The organism is Moellerella wisconsensis ATCC 35017, from assembly GCF_001294465.1.
GTDB classification, from domain to species: Bacteria; Pseudomonadota; Gammaproteobacteria; order Enterobacterales; family Enterobacteriaceae; genus Moellerella; species Moellerella wisconsensis.
Map to the genome: position 1 here is coordinate 38,270 of NZ_LGAA01000003.1, position 22,709 is coordinate 60,978.

Genomic DNA, 22,709 nt, shown 5'->3' on the forward strand with positions numbered 1-22,709 from the left:
GCCAAAAATGGTCGATATTATAACCCCAAATACCCCTGCCAGAGAAGTCTGGCTACAACAACTTTCCGAAGCGGTCACTAATCCTGACGAATTACTGCAATTGCTGGGACTTGAAAACCATCAAGCACTCTTAGATGGCCATGGCGCACGCAAGTTATTTCCATTGCGTGTTCCCCGACCATTTATTTCTCGAATGAAATATGCTGATCCCAAAGACCCATTACTCTTGCAAGTACTCACAGCGAAAGAGGAATTTGAACTCTATCCCGGTTTTTCCGTTGATCCCTTGGAAGAACAAGATAACCAAATTCCCGGTTTACTGCATAAATATTACAATCGCGCACTGATGCTGGTGAAAGGTGGTTGTGCGGTGAACTGTCGCTACTGCTTCCGCCGGCATTTCCCTTATGATGACAACAAAGGGAATAAAAATAATTGGTTGATCGCGCTGGATTATATAAAAAACCACACTGAACTCAATGAAATCATTTTTTCTGGTGGTGATCCGCTAATGGCGAAAGATCATGAGCTGGATTGGTTGATCACTCAGCTTGAAGCGATCCCACATATTCAACGCTTACGTATTCACTCTCGCTTGCCTGTAGTTATCCCGAAACGAATCACTCAAGCACTCTGCCAACGCTTAGCACAATCGTCGTTACAAACAATTTTAGTCACCCATATCAACCACGCCAACGAAATCGATGATGATTTTTGTCATGCTATGAGCCAATTAAAACAGGCAAAAGTGACATTACTCAATCAAAGCGTTTTATTGCGCGGTGTTAATGATAATGCGGAATGTTTAGCCGAATTAAGTAATCGACTCTTTGATGCCGGAATTTTACCCTACTATCTGCATGTGCTGGATAAAGTACAGGGCGCACATCACTTTTTGGTTAGTGACAGCGAAGCACAATTAATAATGCATCAGCTACTGGGAAAAGTATCCGGCTATTTAGTGCCGAAACTAGCCAGAGAAATTGGTGGTGAAGCGAGTAAGACACTACTTAATCTGAATTTGAAGCAGCAATAATTAAAAAAAACGCCCGAGAATATAAACATATTATCGGGCGTCAATTATCTGCTTATGGACATTTATAAACCTGTCCAATCATTTTACTGTCCACCGGGACAAAGCTAGACAGTAGAGTTTCACTTGGGCTAGTCGCACCAAAAATAACATTACCACCCATTTGAGCCGCGTTATTACGCAGACTATTGGCGGCTCCGCGCATCGAGCTAGAATCATTATTAACGCCGCTTAGCCAGTTGCTTTGTGTACCAGTGACCTGACCTAATAATTGACAATCACTGCCAGGTTGATTATCCACAAAACGAACCTGTGAGCCTGCCGTCGTCAGGTTATTTGTGGTGGTACAGCCTGCCAACAGTAACAAAGCAGCACTACCAAGCAATACTTTAATTCGCATGTTCTTCCTCGTTTATCATTGAGTGTTTTGCAACTAGTTTCATGTCTTACCTGACCGAGTGAAACGTCCATCTCAATACCCGTATTATTTTGATCAGCCTCGGCCTGCGAAATTTGCTTGCGCTATACAATAGGTCACCGTAGGTGACTATAAAACAATAGTTCTATCAATAACGCCTTATAGCACAATGATACGCTTTTGTTGAGCTTACACTTTTGCGCTCAAATATGCTAAGTGATTATAACTGCTTCAATAAAACCAAATAATCAGCGGAAATAATATTATAGCTAAAATATACTGGGTATAGATCAAAAAATACCATCTGCTGGCTGAGTTTATCATAATTTTTATACAACGCTCGAACCTGATTATCGCACATATCTCAAATCAGATAATCCCACAAAAAATACTTCTCGTCGTACATAAAAAAATCCCCTTGATATCTAAGAAGGTTAATTCCTAAACATCAAGGGGATAGCAGATCTAGACGGATACGCTAATTATATTTTAATCGGCGTATCAATGTCGCCTATTGGCTTACATCATACCGCCCATTCCACCCATGCCGCCCATACCGCCGGCACCTAAATCAGCTTTATCTTCTTTAGGCATGTCAGTGATCATCGCTTCAGTGGTGATCATCAGGCCTGCGATTGAACCAGCAAATTGCAGAGCTGAACGAGTGACTTTGGTTGGGTCCAAAATACCCATGTCAATCATATCGCCATATTCACCCGTTGCTGCGTTATAACCGTAGTTACCGTTACCCGCTTTAACGCTGTTAACAACCACGGATGGTTCTTCACCTGCGTTATCAACTATCTGACGCATTGGTGATTCCATCGCACGCAGTGCAACGCGAATACCCACGTTTTGATCTTCGTTATCGCCTTTCAGCTCAGTCAGTTTCGCGGCAACGCGTACCAGAGCAGTACCACCACCAGCAACAACGCCTTCTTCAACAGCTGCACGAGTTGCATGCAGAGCATCGTCAACACGGGCACGTTTTTCTTTCATTGCAACTTCAGTAGCTGCGCCGACTTTAATAACTGCCACACCGCCAGCTAATTTAGCCACACGTTCTTGCAGTTTTTCACGGTCATAATCTGAAGTAGACTCTTCAATTTGTTGACGAATTTGGCTTACACGCGCTGCAATTGCATCTTGTTCACCGACACCATCAATGATAGTAGTCGTGTCTTTATTGATAACAACACGTTTTGCCTGACCCAAATCTTCCAGAGTAGCTTTTTCTAACTCCATACCGATCTCTTCAGAGATAACAGTACCGTTAGTCAGAATAGCGATATCTTGCAGCATGGCTTTACGACGGTCGCCGAAACCAGGTGCTTTAACTGCGGCAACTTTCACGATACCGCGCATGGTGTTAACCACCAGCGTAGCCAGCGCCTCGCCTTCGACATCTTCAGCGATAATCAGCAATGGTTTGCTTGCTTTCGCAACGCCTTCCAATACAGGCAGCAGCTCGCGAATGTTAGAAACTTTTTTATCTACCAGCAGAATGAATGGATTTTCCAATTCAATCACACCAGTTTCTGGTTTATTGATGAAGTATGGAGATAGGTAACCACGATCAAACTGCATACCTTCAACTACATCTAACTCATCTTCTAAGCCAGTACCTTCTTCAACGGTAATAACACCTTCTTTACCGACTTTTTCCATGGCTTCTGCTATCAGCTTACCGACAGTTTCGTCAGAGTTTGCAGAGATAGTCCCTACCTGTGCAATCGCTTTAGTGTCAGAGCAAGGAACGGATAATGTTTTCAGTTCTTCAACCGCAGCAATAACCGCTTTATCAATACCACGTTTCAGATCCATCGGGTTCATACCCGCAGCGACCGCTTTCAGACCTTCAGTAATAATAGATTGAGCCAGAACAGTTGCAGTAGTAGTACCGTCACCCGCAGCATCGTTCGCTTTAGATGCCACTTCTTTTACCATCTGAGCACCCATGTTCTCGAACTTATCTTCCAGTTCGATCTCACGCGCTACAGAAACACCATCTTTAGTAATTACTGGAGAACCAAAAGATTTATCCAGAACTACGTTACGACCTTTAGGGCCTAAAGTAACTTTTACTGCGTCCGCTAGAACGTTTACGCCACGTAACATTTTTACGCGAGCGTCATTACCAAATTTTACGTCTTTAGCTGCCATTGTTTCTTTCCTTTAAATTCTTTTTCGTTCGTTAGAAGTCAGAATATCTCAGCAAGAAATTATTCTTCAACAATTGCCAGGATGTCGCTTTCGGACATAATCAATACTTCTTCATTATCGATTTTTTCAACTTTTACACCGTAGCCATCATTAAAAATAACGATGTTGCCGACTTTTACGTCCAGCGCTTTAATCTCACCATTTTCAAGAATACGACCGTGGCCAACAGCCAGAACTTCACCTCGAGTTGATTTACCCGCTGCGGTGCCGGTCAGAACAATGCCGCCAGCTGATTTAGATTCAACTTCTTTACGCTTGACGATCACGCGGTCATGCAATGGACGAATTTTCATTAATAGCTCTCCTAAAATAAGGTCCATATCAGGTAAAAGGAACGATACCAGTATGACAAATGAACCAGTACCATGTTTCAACAAATGGGGTCATAGTGAATTGAGTTCAAGGGGGAGACGAAAAAATTTTTATTTTCTATCTCCCATTTGCAGCACTAACTAGCGTTTTGGATGATCTTCTTTTTCATCATTCGACGATTTTTGATGATCTTCAACCGTATAAGTACGGTCATCCTGTTTATGCTGAAACTCGCCTTCAAACGTATTGCCTTGGTGATTATCCGGTTTTACAAAATTACCGAAACCACTCTGTTGCCCCGGCTGTCCTGGCCGATAAAACTTAATATGCGGCATCAGACGCATAACCATTAATTTTTGTACCGGGGGAAGTAACAATAAAAGGCCTAAAAAATCGGTAAAAAAGCCAGGAATGATGAGTAAAATTCCGGCCAGAACCAAGGCTACGCTTTTAATCATTTCTTCAGCGGGGCTTTCTCCCGCAGCAATTTTCTGTTGGATTAAACCAATATTTTTAGTGCCCTGATTTTTAACTAATGAAATACCTAAGCAAGAGGTTAACACAACAAGGATAAGTGTCATCAGTACACCAATTTCTGATGCAACGTGGACAAATATCACTGATTCAATGTACACAAGCAAACATATCAGTATAAGGGGTATCCAGCGCACATGTTCTCCTTAATATATCAATAATAGGGGTAAAATTTAGCCTCTTGGAAAACCTTTGTGAACTGCCTCTAAGAGACGACTGACTGTATTCGCTTTTAAATAATAGATAGACATAATAATGGGGGCACTATAATGATTTTCAACCGATGAAATTTTCTAATAATCCCGATTCATCCGTGAGAATGATCACATATTTTGCAATCTGTTTCATAAATAAAACTATATAGTGATCTAGATTCAAGGTAATTATCTGCCAGCAGCATATGATCATGTCAAAGAGTCAGTGCTAAGCATTAATTTCTTTATATTTAGCTTCATGATAGTCAAATTTCATAGCAGATATTTTTTAAGCGCATAATCTGGCAGTAACAACTGTAATTCAATTTAAGAAGGTTCTCATGTCAAACAAAACTCGTATCGAAGAAGACTTATTAGGTAAAAGAGAAGTTCCAGCTGATGCCTACTATGGTGTTCATACTCTGCGTGCGATTGAAAACTTTTATATCAGCGACCGTACCATAAATGATGTTCCAGAATTTATTCGCGGAATGGTTATGGTAAAAAAAGCGGCAGCTCTGGCTAATAAAGAACTTCATACTATACCTCGTCAGATAGCTGATACTATCGTTAAAGCTTGTGATGTTATTCTCGAAACAGGCAAACACATGGATCAGTTCCCTGTTGACGTATTCCAAGGTGGTGCGGGCACATCACTGAACATGAATACCAACGAAGTTCTGGCAAATATTGGTCTTGAATTAATGGGTCACCAAAAAGGTGAGTATGAGCATCTAAACCCAAATGACCATTTGAATAAGAGTCAATCTACCAACGATGCGTATCCTACCGGTTTCCGTATTGCGGTCTATAATTCTATTCTAAAACTGATCGAATCTGTTGATTACCTGAAAGCTGGATTTGAAAAGAAATCTGAAGAATATCAAGACATTCTTAAAATGGGTCGTACCCAATTACAAGATGCAGTTCCTATGACTGTCGGTCAAGAATTCCGTGCTTTCGCTACGTTATTAAAAGAAGAAAGCAAAAATCTACAACGCAGCATTGAATTACTGCTAGAAGTTAACTTAGGCGCGACCGCTATTGGTACCGGCCTGAATGCCGCTCCTGGTTACCAAAAACTGGCCGTTGAAAAACTGGCTGAAGTGACGGGATTACCTTGTTTACCGGCTGAAGATTTGATTGAAGCAACCTCTGACTGTGGTGCTTACATCACTGTTCACGCAGCATTAAAACGCCTCGCGGTGAAACTGTCTAAAATATGTAATGACTTACGTTTACTCTCTTCTGGTCCACGTGCCGGTATTAAAGAAATCAATCTGCCTGAATTACAGGCGGGTTCTTCCATTATGCCAGCCAAAGTTAATCCGGTGATCCCAGAAGTTGTTAACCAAGCATGTTTTAAAGTGATCGGTAACGATACCTGTGTCACAATGGCAGCTGAAGCGGGTCAGCTTCAACTTAACGTGATGGAACCTGCTATTGGTCAAGCAATGTTTGAATCAATCAACCTGCTAAGTAATGCCTGCCGTAACTTGGTTGAAAAATGTGTCAATGGTATTACCGTGAACAAAGAAATCTGCGAAGGTTACGTGTTCAATTCTATCGGTATCGTGACTTATTTGAACCCATTCATCGGCCATCATAACGGCGATATCGTCGGTAAAATTTGTGCTGAAACAGGTAAAAGCGTACGCGAAGTTGTTCTAGAACGCGGTTTATTAACCGAAGAACAATTAGATGATATTTTCTCGGTTGAAAACCTCAAACACCCAGCTTATAAAGCTAAACGTTTTGATGACTAATTAATGCTAATAAGAATTACTGAGTATTAATAATTAAAGCACGTTTTTCCCAGTGAATAGCGTGCTTTTTTAATTCTGTACTCAAACAAATAATTAACAGAATAGTTGCAAAATTTTAATTATCTCAAGGAGTAAATATACTATGTTAGCCGTAGAATTTATTATTGTTCTGCTGGCCATTTTTATCGGGGCTCGGTTAGGAGGGATCGGCATTGGTTTTGCCGGTGGTCTAGGTGTTTTAGTGTTAGCGGCTATCGGCGTTAAACCTGGCACCATTCCTTTTGACGTTATCTCGATTATTATGGCTGTTATTGCTGCTATTTCTGCTATGCAGATAGCAGGTGGATTAGATTATCTAGTTGATCAAACTGAAAAACTATTACGTCGTAATCCAAAGTACATCACTATTCTTGCCCCATTGGTCACATATTTACTCACGCTGTTCGCCGGTACCGGTAATATTTCTCTTGCTACGCTGCCTGTTATCGCTGAAGTTGCCAAAGAACAAGGTGTTAAGCCTTGCCGTCCATTATCTACCGCGGTAGTTGCCGCGCAGATTGGTATCACCGCTTCGCCAATTTCTGCGGCGGTGGTGTATATGGCATCGGTAATGGAAAATCCATTGATGGTCGGCGCTGAAAATACCGTCAGCTATATTACTCTGCTGTCTATTTTACTGCCTTCTACCTTTATCGCGATTATGCTGATGTCGTTCATTGTTTCTTGGACATTCAACTCTAAACTTTCTGATGACCCTGTGTATCTTAAACGCTTAGAAGAAGGTCTGGTTGAGTTACGTGGAACCCAAGTTAAAGAAATTCAGGCCGGAGCTAAATCGTCAGTATTGCTGTTTTTACTCGGTGTTATTGCAGTAGTTGCTTATGCAATTATTAATAGCCCAAGCGTCGGTTTAGTCACGACACCATTAATGAACACGACTAATGCTATCCTAATTATCATGCTGAGTGTGGCAACACTTATCACTATTTTATGTAAAGTAAAAACTGATGCCATCCTAAACTCAAGCACCTTTAAAGCAGGTATGAGTGCTTGTATCTGTATTCTTGGTGTAGCATGGCTGGGTGATACTTTTGTTCAGCACAACCTAGAATGGATTAAAGAAACGGCCGGCGACCTTATCCACGAACATTCATGGATGTTAGCGGTTATTTTCTTCTTCTGCTCTGCGTTACTGTACTCTCAAGCAGCAACTGCAAAGGCCCTGATGCCAATGGCATTAGCGCTGCATGTTAGTCCACTAACCGCCATCGCGTCTTTCTCTGCGGTTTCTGGTCTATTTATTCTGCCAACATATCCAACTTTAGTTGCCGCAGTACAAATGGATGATACCGGAACAACCCGGATCGGGCGTTTTGTCTTTAACCATCCGTTCTTTATTCCTGGTACCATCGGTGTAGTTTTAGCCGTTGCCTTCGGATTCTTATTCGGTGGAATGATCCTCTAGGTTTAACCCTGCGGATCGGCTATAAAACTGCTATCAATGCCGTTCAATCACTATGAACGGCATTTTTTTTAATTTCTTGAGATCTAACACCAACTATTTTTGCCTATGTTTATATCCAATCAGAATAATCACCGCAACACTCATAGGAATTCTTCCTCTTTGATTAAATAGGTATTTTACCTCATGCTGATGACTTCGCTTTCTGTTCGACATCAGTTATAGTTTAGCCGCGCTCAGTTAGCGCTAAACTGTAATAAATTGATGAATAATCCGCAGAGTTATTAATCATATTTGGCTGTTTTTCTAAACTATTTTTTTTGAACTATTTTGAACTGTTTCCAGGGGATCCTTTGTCTAGCTTAAAACGACTACCATTGACATTCATGCTACTGCTAAGCCTATTGTTCATCACGGCTCCAGCATCGGCCTTTCCTGGACAATCTACTAGCCCTCAATTTCTCCCTGCAGAGCAAGCCTTTGCATTTGATTTTCAACAAAAAGACCATCAACTTGTACTTTCGTGGAAAATTCAACCCGGCTATTATTTGTACCAAAAACAATTTAAAATAACTGCAGAACACGCTGATATTGCGCCTATTTCATGGCCTGACGGTACCGCCCATTATGATGAATATTTTGGCGCTACCTCGGTATATTTCGACTCGTTAAATGTGCCTGTCACACTGTTGTCAGCACCGCATAACTCGCTGATCCAGGTCACTTATCAAGGCTGCGCAGAAGCTGGCTATTGTTATCCTCCAGAAACTAAAGTAGTGCCTCTTGAGGCAGTTAGCGCCAAACTACATGAGGAAATCATCACGCCGAATATATCGCCAGCTCTTGACCCCTTAGCGATTACTCTGCCTGCCAGTGACGATGACGATATTGATCAACCCTTTTCACCGCTATGGGCGCTATTGTTCGGTATTGGTGTGGCTTTTACTCCCTGTGTACTGCCGATGTATCCGCTGATCTCCAGCTTAATCTTAGGACAAAATCGCCCTAAACAGCTCAAACGTATTTTCTGGTTAGCCTTTTGTTATATCCAAGGCATGGCGATCACTTATACGCTATTAGGCATCATAGTGGCTGCAGCGGGAATGCAATTTCAAGCCGCATTACAGCATCCAATCGTGCTAATCTCGCTGTCCGGGCTATTTATCTTACTGGCTCTGTCGATGTTCGGTTTGTTTAACTTACAGTTGCCCTCCTCGTTACAAACACGATTAACCCACTGGAGTAATCAACAAACCCACGGCTCAGGTAGCGGTGTATTCATCATGGGCGCACTTGCCGGATTAATTTGTTCGCCATGTACCACAGCTCCGCTAAGCGCTATCCTGTTATATATTGCTCAGAGCAACAATATCGTGACCGGTGGACTGACATTATATTTATACGCATTAGGCATGGGATTACCTTTAATTGCCGTTGCATTATTTGGTCATAAATTACTGCCACGCAGTGGCCCGTGGATGCAATATGTTAAAGAAGCTTTTGGTTTTTTAATCCTAATATTACCGGTATTTTTATTAGAACGAATTTTCGGTGATCTGTGGGGGGAGCGACTCAGTAGCCTGCTAGCAATGGCCTTTTTTGCTTGGGCATTGGCTTTATCATTACGTCGGCAATCTGGTTGGGCTCGTTGTGGACAAGTTATGTTTGCCATTCTTATGGTGCTGGCTGCTGCGCCGTTACAGCGGATGATTTGGGATGATAGTCAGCAACAAAACCAAGATTATCTACAAAATCTGCATTTTAAGCAGGTCAATACATGGCAAGAAATTCGCACCACCGTCAAGAGCAACAAAGATCAGCTAATCATGTTAGATTTATACGCCGAATGGTGTATTGCCTGTAAAGAGTTCGAAAAATACACCTTTTCTGATCCGTCATTACACTCGGCTCTTAGCGATATGTTGTTATTACAAGCTAACGTGACAGATAATGATTTAGAGCAGCAAGCATTACTGCAAAAACTGAATGTATACGGCTTACCGACGATCCTGTTTTATTATCGAGGAACCGAAGTACCAAATTCACGGGTCTATGGTTTTATGGATGCGAAAAAATTTAATCAGCATCTGGAATTAATTCATCAAAAAATAAGGGCAGAAGAATGACAGTGCAGCGAGAAACTATCCTTAGCCATGCTTTGAACCAGTTAGAGCAACTTGGCTTATCTGCATCGACAGAGAGCCTTTTGCGTGAAATAGCACCAGAGATGGAAACTATCCGTAAATTTTGGCCAGATGATGAAGCCCTAATTTATGATTGCTTGCGCTATCATAGCCAACAAATTGAAATTTGGCAGCGACAGGTACTATTAGATGACAGCCTAAACCCACAACAAAAATTATTAGCGCGTTACCAGCAGCTGTACAAACGTGTCACTGAAAACCGTTTTCCGGGCTGTTTATTTATCTCCGCCTGCAATCACTACCCTTCTGCTCAGCACCCTATTCATCAATTGAGCAGCTTACAAAAACACAACTCGTTCCAATTCACTAAATCATTATTAGATGAATTAGATATTGAAGACAGCCAACTCGTGGCTAAACAGCTAGAGCTTGTCTTGGAAGGATGCTTAAGCAAACTTTTAGTTCAACGCAACATTGAGGATGTGGAAACCGCCTTACAATTAGCCGAAGATATTCTGACTATCGCCCTATGCCGCAATCAAGGCGCATTAAGCTAGAAAACAAATAACGTGCAATTATTAAACAGAATCTGAATAAAAACAAACCAATTAGATAGAAAAGTAAGGTTTTTTGCAAAAACACGTTGACGGCACCCTCTGAATACGGTTTAATGCGCCCCGTTGCCCGGATAGCTCAGTCGGTAGAGCAGGGGATTGAAAATCCCCGTGTCCTTGGTTCGATTCCGAGTCCGGGCACCACAAATTTTGAAGCCTCGCAGAAATGCGAGGCTTTTTGCGTTAAAACTGCAAAAAAAACGATACCAGCTAGAATTTACCCTCTTTGGATCCAATTAGCTTTAACCTATTTTATTGGATTCTTTAACCTGTTAGATGAACAGACTCTCCCTCTAAGCCAATAAAACCAATTCGACGCCTAAAGTCACCCATATATTAATATTTAGCGATCATCAGTAAACATGATTTATAAATACCCCATTGATACATCGGCTCTAAACAGTTCATCTCATGATAGCTACCCTCTGTTCAATCCCGCTTAATTCATCTACGCCAATAATGCAATCGGGCTGGATTGTCGGTTACATGAAGATCCCGTCATATAACAGTACAGAGGGCATAGGTATCAAATAAGACACAATTATTTACTTATAATCGATCCCACTAACTTTCGGAATCTATATCGGGATTTAAGCCCAATGTGTCTCTTCCTAATTCATCTAAATTTTTTATCATTCTTTAATGTCTTGAATATATTGCCCTTCTGTTGTCAGACCATCATCAATAGCATTGGTGTACACACCATCGTTAATAGATAATATGCTGTTATTCATGTCGGTGAGTGAATGACACCGTAAGTCCCATACCTTTTGTACTTGTTCTTGAGTAAAAATTCGCTGACCAAATGCAATAACAGGCATAGACAACGTAACAACATCGTCAGCACTAATGTAAGCCTTCACGATGAATGGTTTAAATTCATCTGGCAGATTTTCATTAAACCGGAAAACCTCCCCACACACATACACAATTTTGCCGTTATCACGCGTATATCCAGCAAAATAACTGGACATATTTCGATAACTAGTCGCTTCGGGGTATTCCATAATATCTTTTACACTTTGCTCCACAAGATGGTGAAGAGGGTAACGGGGATGCTGATTCATCACTCCCCCCAATAAAAAAGCGCTTCCCAAGGCTAATATGATAATTACTCCATATCCCCAAAGTTTCATCTTAAACCTCATAAGCAATTGAAGTTGTTTCTAAAATCTTAACCATTGTTGTAATATTGACTCAGCTCTTTATCGTCCATCGTAGCAAAGGAGACTTCAGCTTCGGATTCGCGAGACATGTAAGTACGGATGTCCCAAAGAATGACTTCAATCGATCAGCATCAGATGATAACTCTCAAAATAACTAAAAATTATGTTGAATAGCGATAAAGTCGATTAGAAATGAAGTTAATCCTAATAATTAATGTCATGCACATTTACTATAGTGAGTAGACCTGTCATCACTCTTATTGCGCATTAACTTTAAGCAATAATTTTGCCTCTAAATAATATCAGATAGTAAACACCAGCGAAAAAATAATATGAATTATTATTTATAAATCAATGGTATACTCGTAAATTGCGTATTATTTTACTGCTAAGTCAATCTCAAGGTAGTCACGTAACCAAAAGTAATTACGTAAAAACAAATATAGAAAAATTGAACTCATCTCATCCATTAGAAAACGCGTGTGAAGGGAAAATATATCGGGCGCACATTTAGCGAAGATAGTAACTATTTCTGGCATGATTTAACTAATTTGACTGACTGAATAGAGCCGATACGATTATCGTTCCTGCTCTCAAATTATTCCTAAATACATAAAAATAACTATACAGATAACCGCTCTTCGAGAGAATGCTTACACATTTTATGCATTATTTTTGTTACATTACCTGCACGTTAATAAAATGAAGGGATAAATAACATGTGCACCAGCTTATCAATCAAAGACAGTGAGCATAACGTTTACCAAGGACGAACATTAGAATTAACCGAAAACTTACCTTCTTGGATAACCTATTATCCAATAAATACTTTTTTTCAGAAAACCGCGCCTGACGGTCAAAAGGGGCTAAGCTATAGCTCTAAATTTGATATTCTCGCTGTCACCACTGAGGTTTATTTTGATGGCAATAATCATAATATATTTCAAGGCCTCAATAGCGCAGGGTTAACGTTTAGCACGAATATGATCACCGAGGCGACACTAACGCCACTTGAGCCAAATACCTATGCCAAATCACTACCAGTTACGGCTATCGGAGAATGGGCGCTGTCCTGTTTCGCCAATGTAGATGACGTGAAACAAGCGATAGAAAATGGTTTTTTTTGGGCGCCAATCTTAGTTAATTTTAGAAATTTAGCGTCGCCTTTCCATTATATTTTTTATGATAAGCAAGGTGGCTGCATTGCCGTTGAAGCAGTTAATGGAAAATTACAGGTATTTGATAATCCTACCCATGTTATGACTAATGGGCCTGATTTTGAATGGCATTTAAAAAACTTAAATAATTATAGCCACTTATCTAATATTGATAAATCAACCAGTCTGTTGGGAAATATTCAGGTAACTCAGCCAGATAGTGGGATTGCGACGGTAAATCTTCCTTCTTCAGATACCTCAGTAGGACGTTTTGTGCGGGCGGTTTTTTATAGTACTTATGCGCCACAAGTGGATAGCTCAGTCGAGGCCATAAACACGCTTGCTCATATAATGAATAATTTCGATCGAACTAAAAATATTACTGTAGATAATATCGGCGAAGGTGAAGGAAAAGGCGATGTCTTGCTGTCTGAATATACCGTGTGGACTAGTTTATCCGATTTATCGAAAGGCATCATTTATATGAGAGGATATGGTGAAATGAACTATAGCCAATATTCGATCGATCAATTTAAATCCGCGGGTAAGCCTGTTTTCCAGCCACTGGATATTTATTAATATGGTGACTAATAATAGAAGATAGCTAAGTTGTATCTTCTACCATTAAAATTTTATATATAAATGCGCGGCTATTTAATCTTAGCCGCCTCATAACTCGGTAACGCCTTTTCCATCTCTCCTAATGCAAAAGCTAAATCAACTGCAGCAATGATGGAACTGGTATAAGCATCAATATAAGTCAATTCAGCCGTAAACAAGGCTATTTCCGCCGCATTAATTTCCGTCACAGTACCTAAACCATTTTTGTAAAAATCCATACTGGCGGTATAACTTAATTGGGTTGTTTCAACTAAATTTTTCGCGGCTTTATGGGCTTCAAGGGCTGATTTTAATCCATTTTCAGTTAAACTCATTTCTCGAATTGCTAATTCTTGGCTTTTGCGTAAATTCTCTTGAGCAATCAGAATATCAGATTGCGCATTCCTCATTCGAGCTTGCCGGATCCCCCCTTCATAAAGAGGAATACTCACGCCAAGTAAAATGTTTGAAGACGAGGTACTTTGGTTAATACCAGGTAATCCCTGTACATCTAAGCTACTATTTCCTCCAGCAACAGCACCGGCTAAATAGACCTTAGGGTAATAATCTGACTCAACCGATTGGGTGGTTTTCATCGCCGCTTGCATCAGCTCGTAATTAGCTAATACATCAGGACGTTGAGCTAGAGCCTTTCTTATTCTATCGTGAGTTAAAGGCGCAATATCATCAGGAAGCACACTTTTATCACTATATTGAACATTGATTAATTGAAGTGGCGACAAACCAACTGATGATAATAATAGCTGATATTGATCTTTCTCTTTCCCGCTGGCGACTACACTTTGCAGCTCTAATTGAGCCACCTGTTGCTTAGCTAAAGCAACATCAAGCACTGTCGCTAGCCCTCTCGCCCTCTTCTGCTCTACCGCATACAGAACATTTTTACTGCGTACTAATGCTTCATACGCTATTTGTTTTTTTTTCTGTGCTGCACCGTAAGTATAATATGCGATCGTAACGTCATGGATCACTTTCTGATGCAGTAGATTAAAATTCAGATCCGAGGCGAAAGAAGCATGCTTTGCTGCATTAGCCAGAGACGCCCGTTTACCAAAATCAAATAATAACCATTGAAATGTCACCGCAGGGATAAAAACATGATTAGAGACATCGATTTTATCCACTAAATCATTATGTGGCAGCTTTAATGTGCCTCGTTGGTAACCACTTAATGCCGTTGCCGTAATCACAGGCAAATAAGTACTCTCAACCATACCAACATCCGTCGCGGCCTTTTTGGCTAGCTCCCAAGCAATGCGTGTTTCCGGATTATTTTTTTGTGCCACATCAATCAGATCAGCCAAATTATACTGCGCTTTGAGAGGTTCACTGTGTTCGGTATATAAATTTTCGGCCGTAGAAGAAATATATTTTTCGCTTGAATATGGCAGAGTTTGCTGGACGTTTTGCATCAAGGGACGGCTTGTATCAACACAACCGACAAGCAATAGGCTCAATAAAGAGATGAGTAAATAGTTTTTTCTTTCATGAAGTATTACATGCGGTATTAATGGTGCCATCATCATGATTTCTCACTAATTAGTTCTTGTATGACGGGCTCTTTTTCTTGAGCTGATAATGTCGTCGGTACCGAGTCTAATACATCACGTTTAAAATCACTGATGGATATAGAATCGGCATTAATATCTAAAGTATCTTTATGGTTAAAAGAGCTAAAATTAACCGAGTAATTTTGATAACTGTCTACCGAGATTTGATCTAAAAGCTGCTTAAAGAAACGTATTAATGCACCATTTTTATCTTTAAACTGTGTTTCAAATATTAATAAATTAATATCATCTTTTGATTTAATAATGCCTTCATTTATTGCTGCAACTAAACTGAGCGCCTGTACATTATTATCGTAAGATTTTAATTTAAGTGCAGTATAGCTAGCTAAAAGACTTTTTATTTGCTTATTAACCGCGGTCATTATGGAAACTGGCCAGACTTTAGTGAACATAATATACATCACGATATTACCTAATAAGATCCCGAGGATCCTATCAGAGGCGACATCCAGATCAAAACTAGGTTTAAAGCCATGCAAAACAGTTAATAAGAATGCTAATCCCACTTGAACCCCGGCATACGATATACGCTCATTACCTGCAGCTACCCAAGCAGCAGGTAAAATACAAAAGAAAATTAATACCATTAAACTAAACACATCAGATAAGTGCGGAATAATATAAATTAGCGAAATAATGCCAATAAAAGCACCAATTAAACAACCTATAATCCGCAGTGTCAGTTTATGAACTGTTTCCCCCACCGAGGTTAATGCCACCACATAACAAGTGATCATCGCCGTATGAATACCTTGCCATGCAAAATAATCATAAAAAACATAACATATCAGTGCCGCACAAGTAGTTTTTATAGCGAAATATTTATGATTCGGATTAGTAAATGCATCTTCAACAAAAAATGGCATTTTAATTTTAGGATCGCTAATCACTTTAGGCTTAAATAAGATGGAGTGAAAATCAGTTAGCAACGACTGATATTTAGGCGAATTTATTGATTCATTTTTAAGTACATCGAGCCTATTTTGTTGATCTTCAGATAAGCATTGATTTTCAGATAAGCATTGCGCAATAAATTGGCATTTTTCTGAGAGTGCCACACGAATAGCTGTTGGCGTATTATCAGGGAGACTCAAAGACATAATTAATATTTCATAAGAATTATCAATCATGCTATCTAACCACTGAATATCCTTTTTTCCTTTGAGAAAAAAAAGTTTAATCAACATTAAATAACGTTTGCATTCAGCTTGGGTACTTAAGGCCTGCGTAACTTTGATCGCCGAAGGCTCGCGCGCTAAAAAAAATTGCTGAGCACTAATAAAACGCTCAGACAGTTTATTAATTAATAACTTTCGTGGGCTAATACCAAAAAAGTAATTAAAAATAATGACCAATAGCATCGGTGATACCGCCATCAATAACGCATATAAAAGTCCGCGAGTCGCAGCATCGCTAAAAGGAATATCATCAATTAGTGTCATTAGAAACGCGATAACTAGTGCAATTAAATTTCCAATATCACCGAGGCTACTGGCAGAAGATAAATACATAAATAAGCCAGAAAATAGCGCCATAAAGAAAAAGCGTAACATTACATCTTGAAGGGTGAGATTAAATAAGATAAAGATTACACATACTGCAATACTGCATAAGACCATAACACCGATGCACAATAGAATATTTTCAACGGCATCAGCTTTAACCAAGTAAATAATTAAATAACAGCTAATCGCTGATTCAGGAATTTCATAAAGCATGGCAATACCTGCCATTAACGCACACAACAAAGCAATACGCCATGTGGTGGCAAAACGAAATTTGAATGGCAATAAATCTTGCTTTATTTGTTGAAAAACCAGTGAAGTTTTAGCAATCATCATCTTTAGCTACAATATTAACCGTGGCAGTAGCACCGACTCGCATTAAATCTTTCGGCGGATTATTTAAAATTATTCTGACCGGAAAGCGTTGCTCAACCCGTACCCAATTTAATGATTTAGGAACATAAGGTAAGTCTCTGGGAATATTAAGTAAGTCGGTAGACATCACCCCCCAGCCTGTACCCTGCACTTTTCCTTTAATCGGTTGCTGATTATTGATCATTGAGTAAACCACCGCACAACGTCCCATTCTAATATTATTTAATTCAGTTTCTTTAAAATAGGCTGATGCAAACCAAGTATCGGTATCAATTAAGGTAAAAATAGACTGACCTGAAAGTACAAATTCACCAGCAGACATACTTAAACCGACAATATAACCATTACTTGGGGCTTTGATTTGGGTGTTACTTAATTCCCATTCTGCCATTGCCAGTGACATTTTTAATGATTCAACCAGTGCTTGTTCTGATTGGGTATTATTAATTAACGCTTCGGAAGCTACATTTTGTTTTTGAGCTTGCCTTAAGCTCACTTCAGCATCGCGTTTTAATGTTCTCGCATCATCAACTTGTTGAGCTGTAACAAAACCTTTGGCCAATAATGGCTCTAAGCGTTTTAACGACTGTGTCGCCAAAGCTAAATTAACTTGCGCGCGTTTTATTTGCTCTTCAGCGACTTCAGAATTTGAGGTTTCGGCGATAATAACTCTCTTTTTATTATTTAACGTAGCTTCAGCAACGGCTAATTCTGCTTTTGCTTGATTCACTCTTAATTGATACATCGTTGGATCAATGGTAAATAATAAATCCCCTTTTTTGACTTCTATATTTTCTTTTACATAGAATTGGCTAATTCGCCCAGGCACAACCGAGGATATATTAATTTTATTGGCCTCAATCACGGCTTCTTCACTTAATGGATTCAGACTAGAGGATTGTAGGCTTTTCCACAGCAATAGCACTAAGATCACAAAGAGACCAAGAGTAATAATAATAGCTAACTTTTTTTTATTTTCTGTATTCATAATTTAATGAGAAAAATAAACTAAGGAGAGGGTGATGGCGATTGATAACAAAACCCCAAAGTAAAATAACAGAGGGAGAGGTAACTTATCATCGATATCTAAATAAATCAGAAAAACACGTAATAATACCGCGCCAACTAATCCAATTAAAACACACAGCATCCAATAAGGAAAATAAGCCCCTAACATGGGAAATAAAGGGGAATGCCCTTGCGTACATCCAGTCAAGAATATACATAGCAAGCTAATACTAATAATATGACGATACTGTCTAATTACGTCCAAGGGAATGTACCTATCATTTTATGAACAATTAATGTATTAATTAATAGCTACTATAAAGCTTTTTACATAATTATCGAATGATAAATCGAAAGATTATTAATAAACATAAAATCTAAAAGATCTGTGCACTCGTCAGTTTACGATGGGATTAAATACATCTGGAACTATGTTAAAAAAAAAGTATCAATAAACCTATCCACCAATAAGTTAAGCATTTAATCACCCTAACATTCTAATCACCTTCAGTAGGACATAAAAAATCCCTATTTTAGTGATATACGGTTAGCCTTAAATATAAATATATTTTGTGAAAATATGACTCTGATTACTCTAGCGGTAAACTAGCAGTGCTTACCGCTATATCATCTATAGCCATCAAGATCCACAGCCGAAAAAATGATAGCCTGTGGTATTTTTTAATCCCAGCTAACGCCTAGACAGTCATATATACTGACAGTATTTGTCTTTGGTATCGAATTATTTTAATTAGAGCAGGCTTTCATTTATAGATAGAATGTAAAATCAAATTTTTCAGCTTCCTGTAAACCAAATAAATCCTCCCATAGTTATCACTGATAAAATAGTACTCCAAAATAGAGTTGAAGCCATTTCTTGTTCGCCAGTTTTATATTCTACAGCAAAAATAACAGCTATTGATGCTGTTGGAATAGCTAAAGTGACAGAAACCAGACCTCTCTCAACATGAGGTAGTGATAACATCGCCATAATGCAAAGTATTATGGCGGGTAAGAAGATATTCTCTTAATAATCTTATTACGTATAGGACATAACTATATTTAATTATATCCTATATTTTTAGTTATCGTTTACAGTAAAGACGGTGTAGAAGGAATAATAGGAACCTCAAGCACGGTCGGTACTGAACGAGAAAATGCAATTTCACATTCTTGGCGAATTTCATCCAATGTATTCACCTTAACGCCTATGCAGCCATAACCTTTGGCTAACGACACAATATCTAATCCCGGCAAATCCAGTCCAGGAACACCTGGGGTATTTTCTAATTCAGCAAAAGATTTTAATATTGCATATTCACCATTGGATGGGACAACAAATAAAATAGGTAAATTATGTTGTACTGCTGTCCACAGGCCTTGAATTGAATATTGTAGCGAACCATCTCCTATAACTACAAGAACCGGTCTATTTCTACCGCTATCTCGTTCCGCTAATGCGATCCCTATACTGGCAGGTAAATTCCAACCTAAACTTCCACTGGCAAAAGTATAAAATGAATCAGGGCTTCCAATTGGCCAGGCTTTATGTAAATCCCCTAAATTAGACGGAGACTCTTCGACCAGTATAGTGTTATCAGGTGTGAACTTACGTAACCCCTGAAATAATTCTAAGGCCGAAAGCGTCTCTCCTTGTGGCTGCACAGAAAACTCAGATTGACGCAGTGGAGAGTAATCTGATGCTTTAGAAGACGTCGTTGATCGTTCTTTCACTAAATTAAATAATGCTTCTAATGCTAATACTGGACTGGATAATAAACTATCACCAACCGGTGCTCTCCCTGCTTCACTCGCATCATCGGTAATATGCAGTAGCTGTAATCCCTGAGGAATATATTCACCCTCAACATAGGGATAATAACGAAATACTGGGGCTCCAATCACAATTGCGACATCATAACCGATTAACTTTTCAGCCAATGGTTTAATGGCGAAAGGCAAGGCACCGGCATAGAGAGGATGGTTCTCTGGAAAAGGTGTAACTTCTGATGCGGGGGCAGCCCAAACATCACAATTTAGTTTTTCCGCCAACTTAATTCCGATATCCCACCCTTGCCCGCGTGCAATTCCTGCGCCGTATATTAATACGGGATTTTGTGCGTTAGATAATTGATCAGCAAATGAAGCTATACGGCAAGGATCAGGGGCGAATTGAGATGACACACTACGAATGGTTGCATCACTCAATGCCGGTTTATCCCAATCATCTAAAGGTATCGACAAAAAAACTGGCCCCGCAGGAGGTTGTACAGCCATCGCATAGGCTCGCATAAACGCCGCAGGAACATCTTCGGCTCTAACGGGCTCATAACTCCATTTAATCCATGGTTTAGGAAGTTCGGTAGGAGACACATTGGTCAACCAAGGTTCCATTAATAGCATTTCACGAGTTTGATTTCCCGCAGTAATAATGAGCGGCGTTTTGTTTTGTGCTGCCGTCATAATATTACTCATCGAGTTACTCAAACCCGCGGAAGTATGCACATTAACGATTGCCGGTTTTCTTGTAGATTGAGCATAGCCATCTGCGGCACCAACAGCAGAAGATTCATGTAGCGTTTGGATATAACGAAAATCTTGCGGGAAGTTTTTTAAAAATGTTTCTTCTGTCGAACCTGGATTTCCAAATAATGTAGTTAACTCAAGTTGACGCAATAGTTCAAAAGTAACGTCTCTAATCGTTTTCTCTGCCATGGAGTTAATTCCTTATGCTGAAAATAAATAGACTGACTCAATTAAAAATTCGACTATTCATAAGATGAGCGGAATTCAATTATCTGGTTATCAATAGATAAATTTATTTAAATCATAGATTTGATCATCAGTCTAATGTAAAAATCTAACTAAATTTCATTTTGAATTATCATCGCTTATTAGCTCATTAGAAATAGTCTTAAATATATTTGGTAGATTATACTGCTTTTTCTGAAGGTAACTTTCTGATAATTATTTAAATTCAATTAAAACTAAACTACATCCAGTTAACTAAAGTAGTTTAGTTATCATTTACACTAAAAACAATCAGTCAATCCAAATAAATAATATTTTATTAATTTTAATAATCACATTAAAAAAACAATCTTATTTTGATAATTAATCATCTGGAAAAATAATATCATATAAAATATCGACTCTTTCTATCTTAAATCTAAAATAGATGAGTCGGTAAAATTGATCATTATTTTTAGTTTATTTATTGAGAAAAAATTCATTTTATTTTACAGCATTTTTTTGATAATTCCGCCCCTAGTAATGCCTAATGATAGCAATGAGATACATTAAATAACTCAAACTGATTAAGCCACACAGAAATAAAAAATGATTGAAATAAATATTAGGCAGTCTTAATTATCTGCCTAATATTAGAAAAAATGATGAACTAGTGAGGGGAAATATATCGCGTTAATACGCAGATTATTTCGGTAAATTAACTAAAGAATCACGCGAGATATCGGCAATAGTTTTGGCTCCAGTTAAGGTCATCGCCACACGCATTTCTTTATCAAATAAGTCCAGCAGATTCGCGACGCCCGCTTCACCGGCAGCGGCTAATGCATAAATAAATGCGCGGCCTAATAATACACTGTCTGCACCTAACGCCAACATACGCACCACATCTAAGCCATTACGGATCCCTGAATCAGCTAAAATGGTTAAATCACCTTTTACTGCATCGGCAATTTCGGGTAGCGCTCGCGCGGTAGATAACACGCCATCTAACTGGCGACCACCGTGATTAGAAACCACAATCCCATCTGCGCCAAATCTGACCGCATCTTTAGCATCTTCTGCATCCAGAATTCCTTTAATCACCATTGGACCGTCCCAGAATTCACGGATCCATTCTAAATCTTTCCAGGAAATCGAAGGATCGAAATTCGCGCCTAACCAACCAATATAATCTTCTAATTTGGTTGGCTGGCCACGATAGGTTGAGATATTGCCTAAATCATGCGGACGACCAAACAGACCAACATCCCATGCCCAACGTGGATGGCCTACCGCTTGTAGAATACGGCGCACCGCGGCATTAGGGCCGCTCATGCCTGAATGTGCATCACGATAACGAGCCCCAGGGGTTGGCATATCCACGGTAAATACTAAGGTTTTTACGCCCGCGGCTTTGGCGCGTTCTAATGCATTTTTCATGAAACCACGATCTTTCAGCACGTATAACTGAAACCACATAGGTCTGTCGATAGCCGGAACCACTTCTTCAATCGGGCACACAGAAACTGTGGATAAGGTAAAAGGAATTCCTTTTTTAGCCGCCGCACGCGCCGCTTGAACTTCACCACGGCGAGCATACATGCCCGTTAATCCGACTGGCGCTAATGCAATTGGCATCGCTAATTTTTCGCCAAATAATGTGGTTTCTAGGCTGAGCTCAGACATATTACGTAACACACGTTGGCGCAAAGCAATATCCGCCAAATCTGCCGTATTACGCTGTAAAGTATGCTCTGCATAAGCGCCGCCATCAATATAATGGAATAAAAAAGGCGGTAATTTAGCTTGTGCTGCGGCCCGATAATCAGTTGATGCGGAAATAATCATAATAAAAATCCTATAACATGCCCGGCTC

At 39.5% G+C, this 22,709-nt stretch carries 17 protein-coding genes, 1 tRNA gene and 1 pseudogene; 7 read left to right on the plus strand and 12 right to left on the minus strand.

All coding sequences use genetic code 11. From position 1 onward, the window contains the following. The first annotated feature begins 7 nt into the window (after positions 1-7). Positions 8-1,036, plus strand: a complete 1,029-nt coding sequence (gene epmB / locus M992_RS01165; RefSeq protein WP_053907018.1) for an EF-P beta-lysylation protein EpmB — start codon at positions 8-10, stop codon at positions 1,034-1,036. A 52-nt stretch (positions 1,037-1,088) separates the two neighbouring features. Here the strand turns inward: epmB and M992_RS01170 are convergent, their stop codons facing one another. The 4 genes from M992_RS01170 to M992_RS01185 all read right to left on the minus strand — a co-directional run bounded on the left by M992_RS01170 (position 1,089) and on the right by M992_RS01185 (position 4,657). Continuing rightward, on the minus strand, positions 1,089-1,433 hold the full coding sequence (locus M992_RS01170; RefSeq protein ID WP_053907019.1) for a DUF4156 domain-containing protein: 345 nt from the start codon (positions 1,431-1,433) through the stop codon (positions 1,089-1,091). Positions 1,434-1,970: 537 nt separating this feature from the next. Further along, positions 1,971-3,614: a chaperonin GroEL gene (gene groL / locus M992_RS01175; protein WP_053907020.1), complete on the minus strand. Its 1,644-nt coding sequence runs from the start codon at positions 3,612-3,614 to the stop codon at positions 1,971-1,973. A gap of 59 nt (positions 3,615-3,673) precedes the next feature. Further along, on the minus strand, positions 3,674-3,967 hold the full coding sequence (locus tag M992_RS01180; protein ID WP_053907021.1) for a co-chaperone GroES: 294 nt from the start codon (positions 3,965-3,967) through the stop codon (positions 3,674-3,676). Between the two features lie 159 nt (positions 3,968-4,126). Next, the gene (locus M992_RS01185; protein ID WP_053907022.1) at positions 4,127-4,657 is read right to left on the minus strand and encodes an FxsA family protein; all 531 of its coding nucleotides are present in this window, start codon (positions 4,655-4,657) and stop codon (positions 4,127-4,129) included. Between the two features lie 398 nt (positions 4,658-5,055). On the opposite strand from M992_RS01185, the gene aspA reads away from it, so the two are divergent. The 5 genes from aspA (at position 5,056) to M992_RS01210 (ending at position 10,844) form a co-directional block, all read left to right on the plus strand. Then, positions 5,056-6,480, plus strand: a complete 1,425-nt coding sequence (aspA, locus tag M992_RS01190) for an aspartate ammonia-lyase (protein ID WP_053907023.1) — start codon at positions 5,056-5,058, stop codon at positions 6,478-6,480. A gap of 142 nt (positions 6,481-6,622) precedes the next feature. Further along, on the plus strand, positions 6,623-7,945 hold the full coding sequence (locus M992_RS01195; protein WP_053907024.1) for an anaerobic C4-dicarboxylate transporter: 1,323 nt from the start codon (positions 6,623-6,625) through the stop codon (positions 7,943-7,945). 383 nt (positions 7,946-8,328) lie between these two features. Further along, entirely contained in the window at positions 8,329-10,068 is a 1,740-nt protein-coding gene (locus tag M992_RS01200; protein ID WP_053907163.1) for a protein-disulfide reductase DsbD, read from the plus strand. A gap of 2 nt (positions 10,069-10,070) precedes the next feature. Further along, on the plus strand, positions 10,071-10,643 hold the full coding sequence (gene dicD, locus M992_RS01205; RefSeq protein ID WP_422614656.1) for a division control transcriptional repressor DicD: 573 nt from the start codon (positions 10,071-10,073) through the stop codon (positions 10,641-10,643). 125 nt (positions 10,644-10,768) lie between these two features. Then, positions 10,769-10,844: transfer RNA gene (locus tag M992_RS01210), tRNA-Phe, on the plus strand. A 488-nt stretch (positions 10,845-11,332) separates the two neighbouring features. Here M992_RS01210 and M992_RS01215 read toward each other — a convergent pair. Further along, on the minus strand, positions 11,333-11,836 hold the full coding sequence (locus tag M992_RS01215) for a hypothetical protein (protein WP_053907026.1): 504 nt from the start codon (positions 11,834-11,836) through the stop codon (positions 11,333-11,335). 749 nt (positions 11,837-12,585) lie between these two features. Here M992_RS01215 and M992_RS01220 point away from each other — a divergent pair. Continuing rightward, positions 12,586-13,602 carry a linear amide C-N hydrolase gene (locus M992_RS01220; RefSeq protein WP_053907027.1) on the plus strand — a complete coding sequence of 339 codons (1,017 nt, stop codon included), beginning with the start codon at positions 12,586-12,588 and terminating at the stop codon, positions 13,600-13,602. A 71-nt stretch (positions 13,603-13,673) separates the two neighbouring features. On the opposite strand, the gene M992_RS01225 is transcribed toward M992_RS01220, so the two are convergent. The 7 genes and pseudogenes from M992_RS01225 to lldD all read right to left on the minus strand — a co-directional run bounded on the left by M992_RS01225 (position 13,674) and on the right by lldD (position 22,681). Next, the gene (locus tag M992_RS01225; RefSeq protein WP_053907028.1) at positions 13,674-15,170 is read right to left on the minus strand and encodes a TolC family protein; all 1,497 of its coding nucleotides are present in this window, start codon (positions 15,168-15,170) and stop codon (positions 13,674-13,676) included. Further along, entirely contained in the window at positions 15,167-17,056 is a 1,890-nt protein-coding gene (locus M992_RS01230; RefSeq protein WP_053907029.1) for an FUSC family protein, read from the minus strand. Before M992_RS01230 ends, M992_RS01225 begins: the two co-directional genes overlap by 4 nt. Then, the gene (gene mdtN / locus M992_RS01235) at positions 17,043-18,083 is read right to left on the minus strand and encodes a multidrug transporter subunit MdtN (RefSeq protein ID WP_053907030.1); all 1,041 of its coding nucleotides are present in this window, start codon (positions 18,081-18,083) and stop codon (positions 17,043-17,045) included. Before mdtN ends, M992_RS01230 begins: the two co-directional genes overlap by 14 nt. A 3-nt stretch (positions 18,084-18,086) precedes the next feature. Then, entirely contained in the window at positions 18,087-18,368 is a 282-nt protein-coding gene (locus M992_RS15035; protein WP_053907031.1) for a YtcA family lipoprotein, read from the minus strand. Positions 18,369-18,899: 531 nt separating this feature from the next. Further along, positions 18,900-19,130: pseudogene (locus M992_RS01245) on the minus strand (AEC family transporter); the annotation flags it as partial. A 65-nt stretch (positions 19,131-19,195) separates the two neighbouring features. Beyond that, positions 19,196-20,818, minus strand: coding sequence for a benzoylformate decarboxylase (gene mdlC / locus M992_RS01250; protein ID WP_053907033.1), 1,623 nt, complete (start codon positions 20,816-20,818; stop codon positions 19,196-19,198). 720 nt (positions 20,819-21,538) lie between these two features. Next, positions 21,539-22,681: an FMN-dependent L-lactate dehydrogenase LldD gene (gene lldD / locus M992_RS01255; protein WP_053907034.1), complete on the minus strand. Its 1,143-nt coding sequence runs from the start codon at positions 22,679-22,681 to the stop codon at positions 21,539-21,541. Between the last annotated feature and the right edge of the window lie 28 nt (positions 22,682-22,709).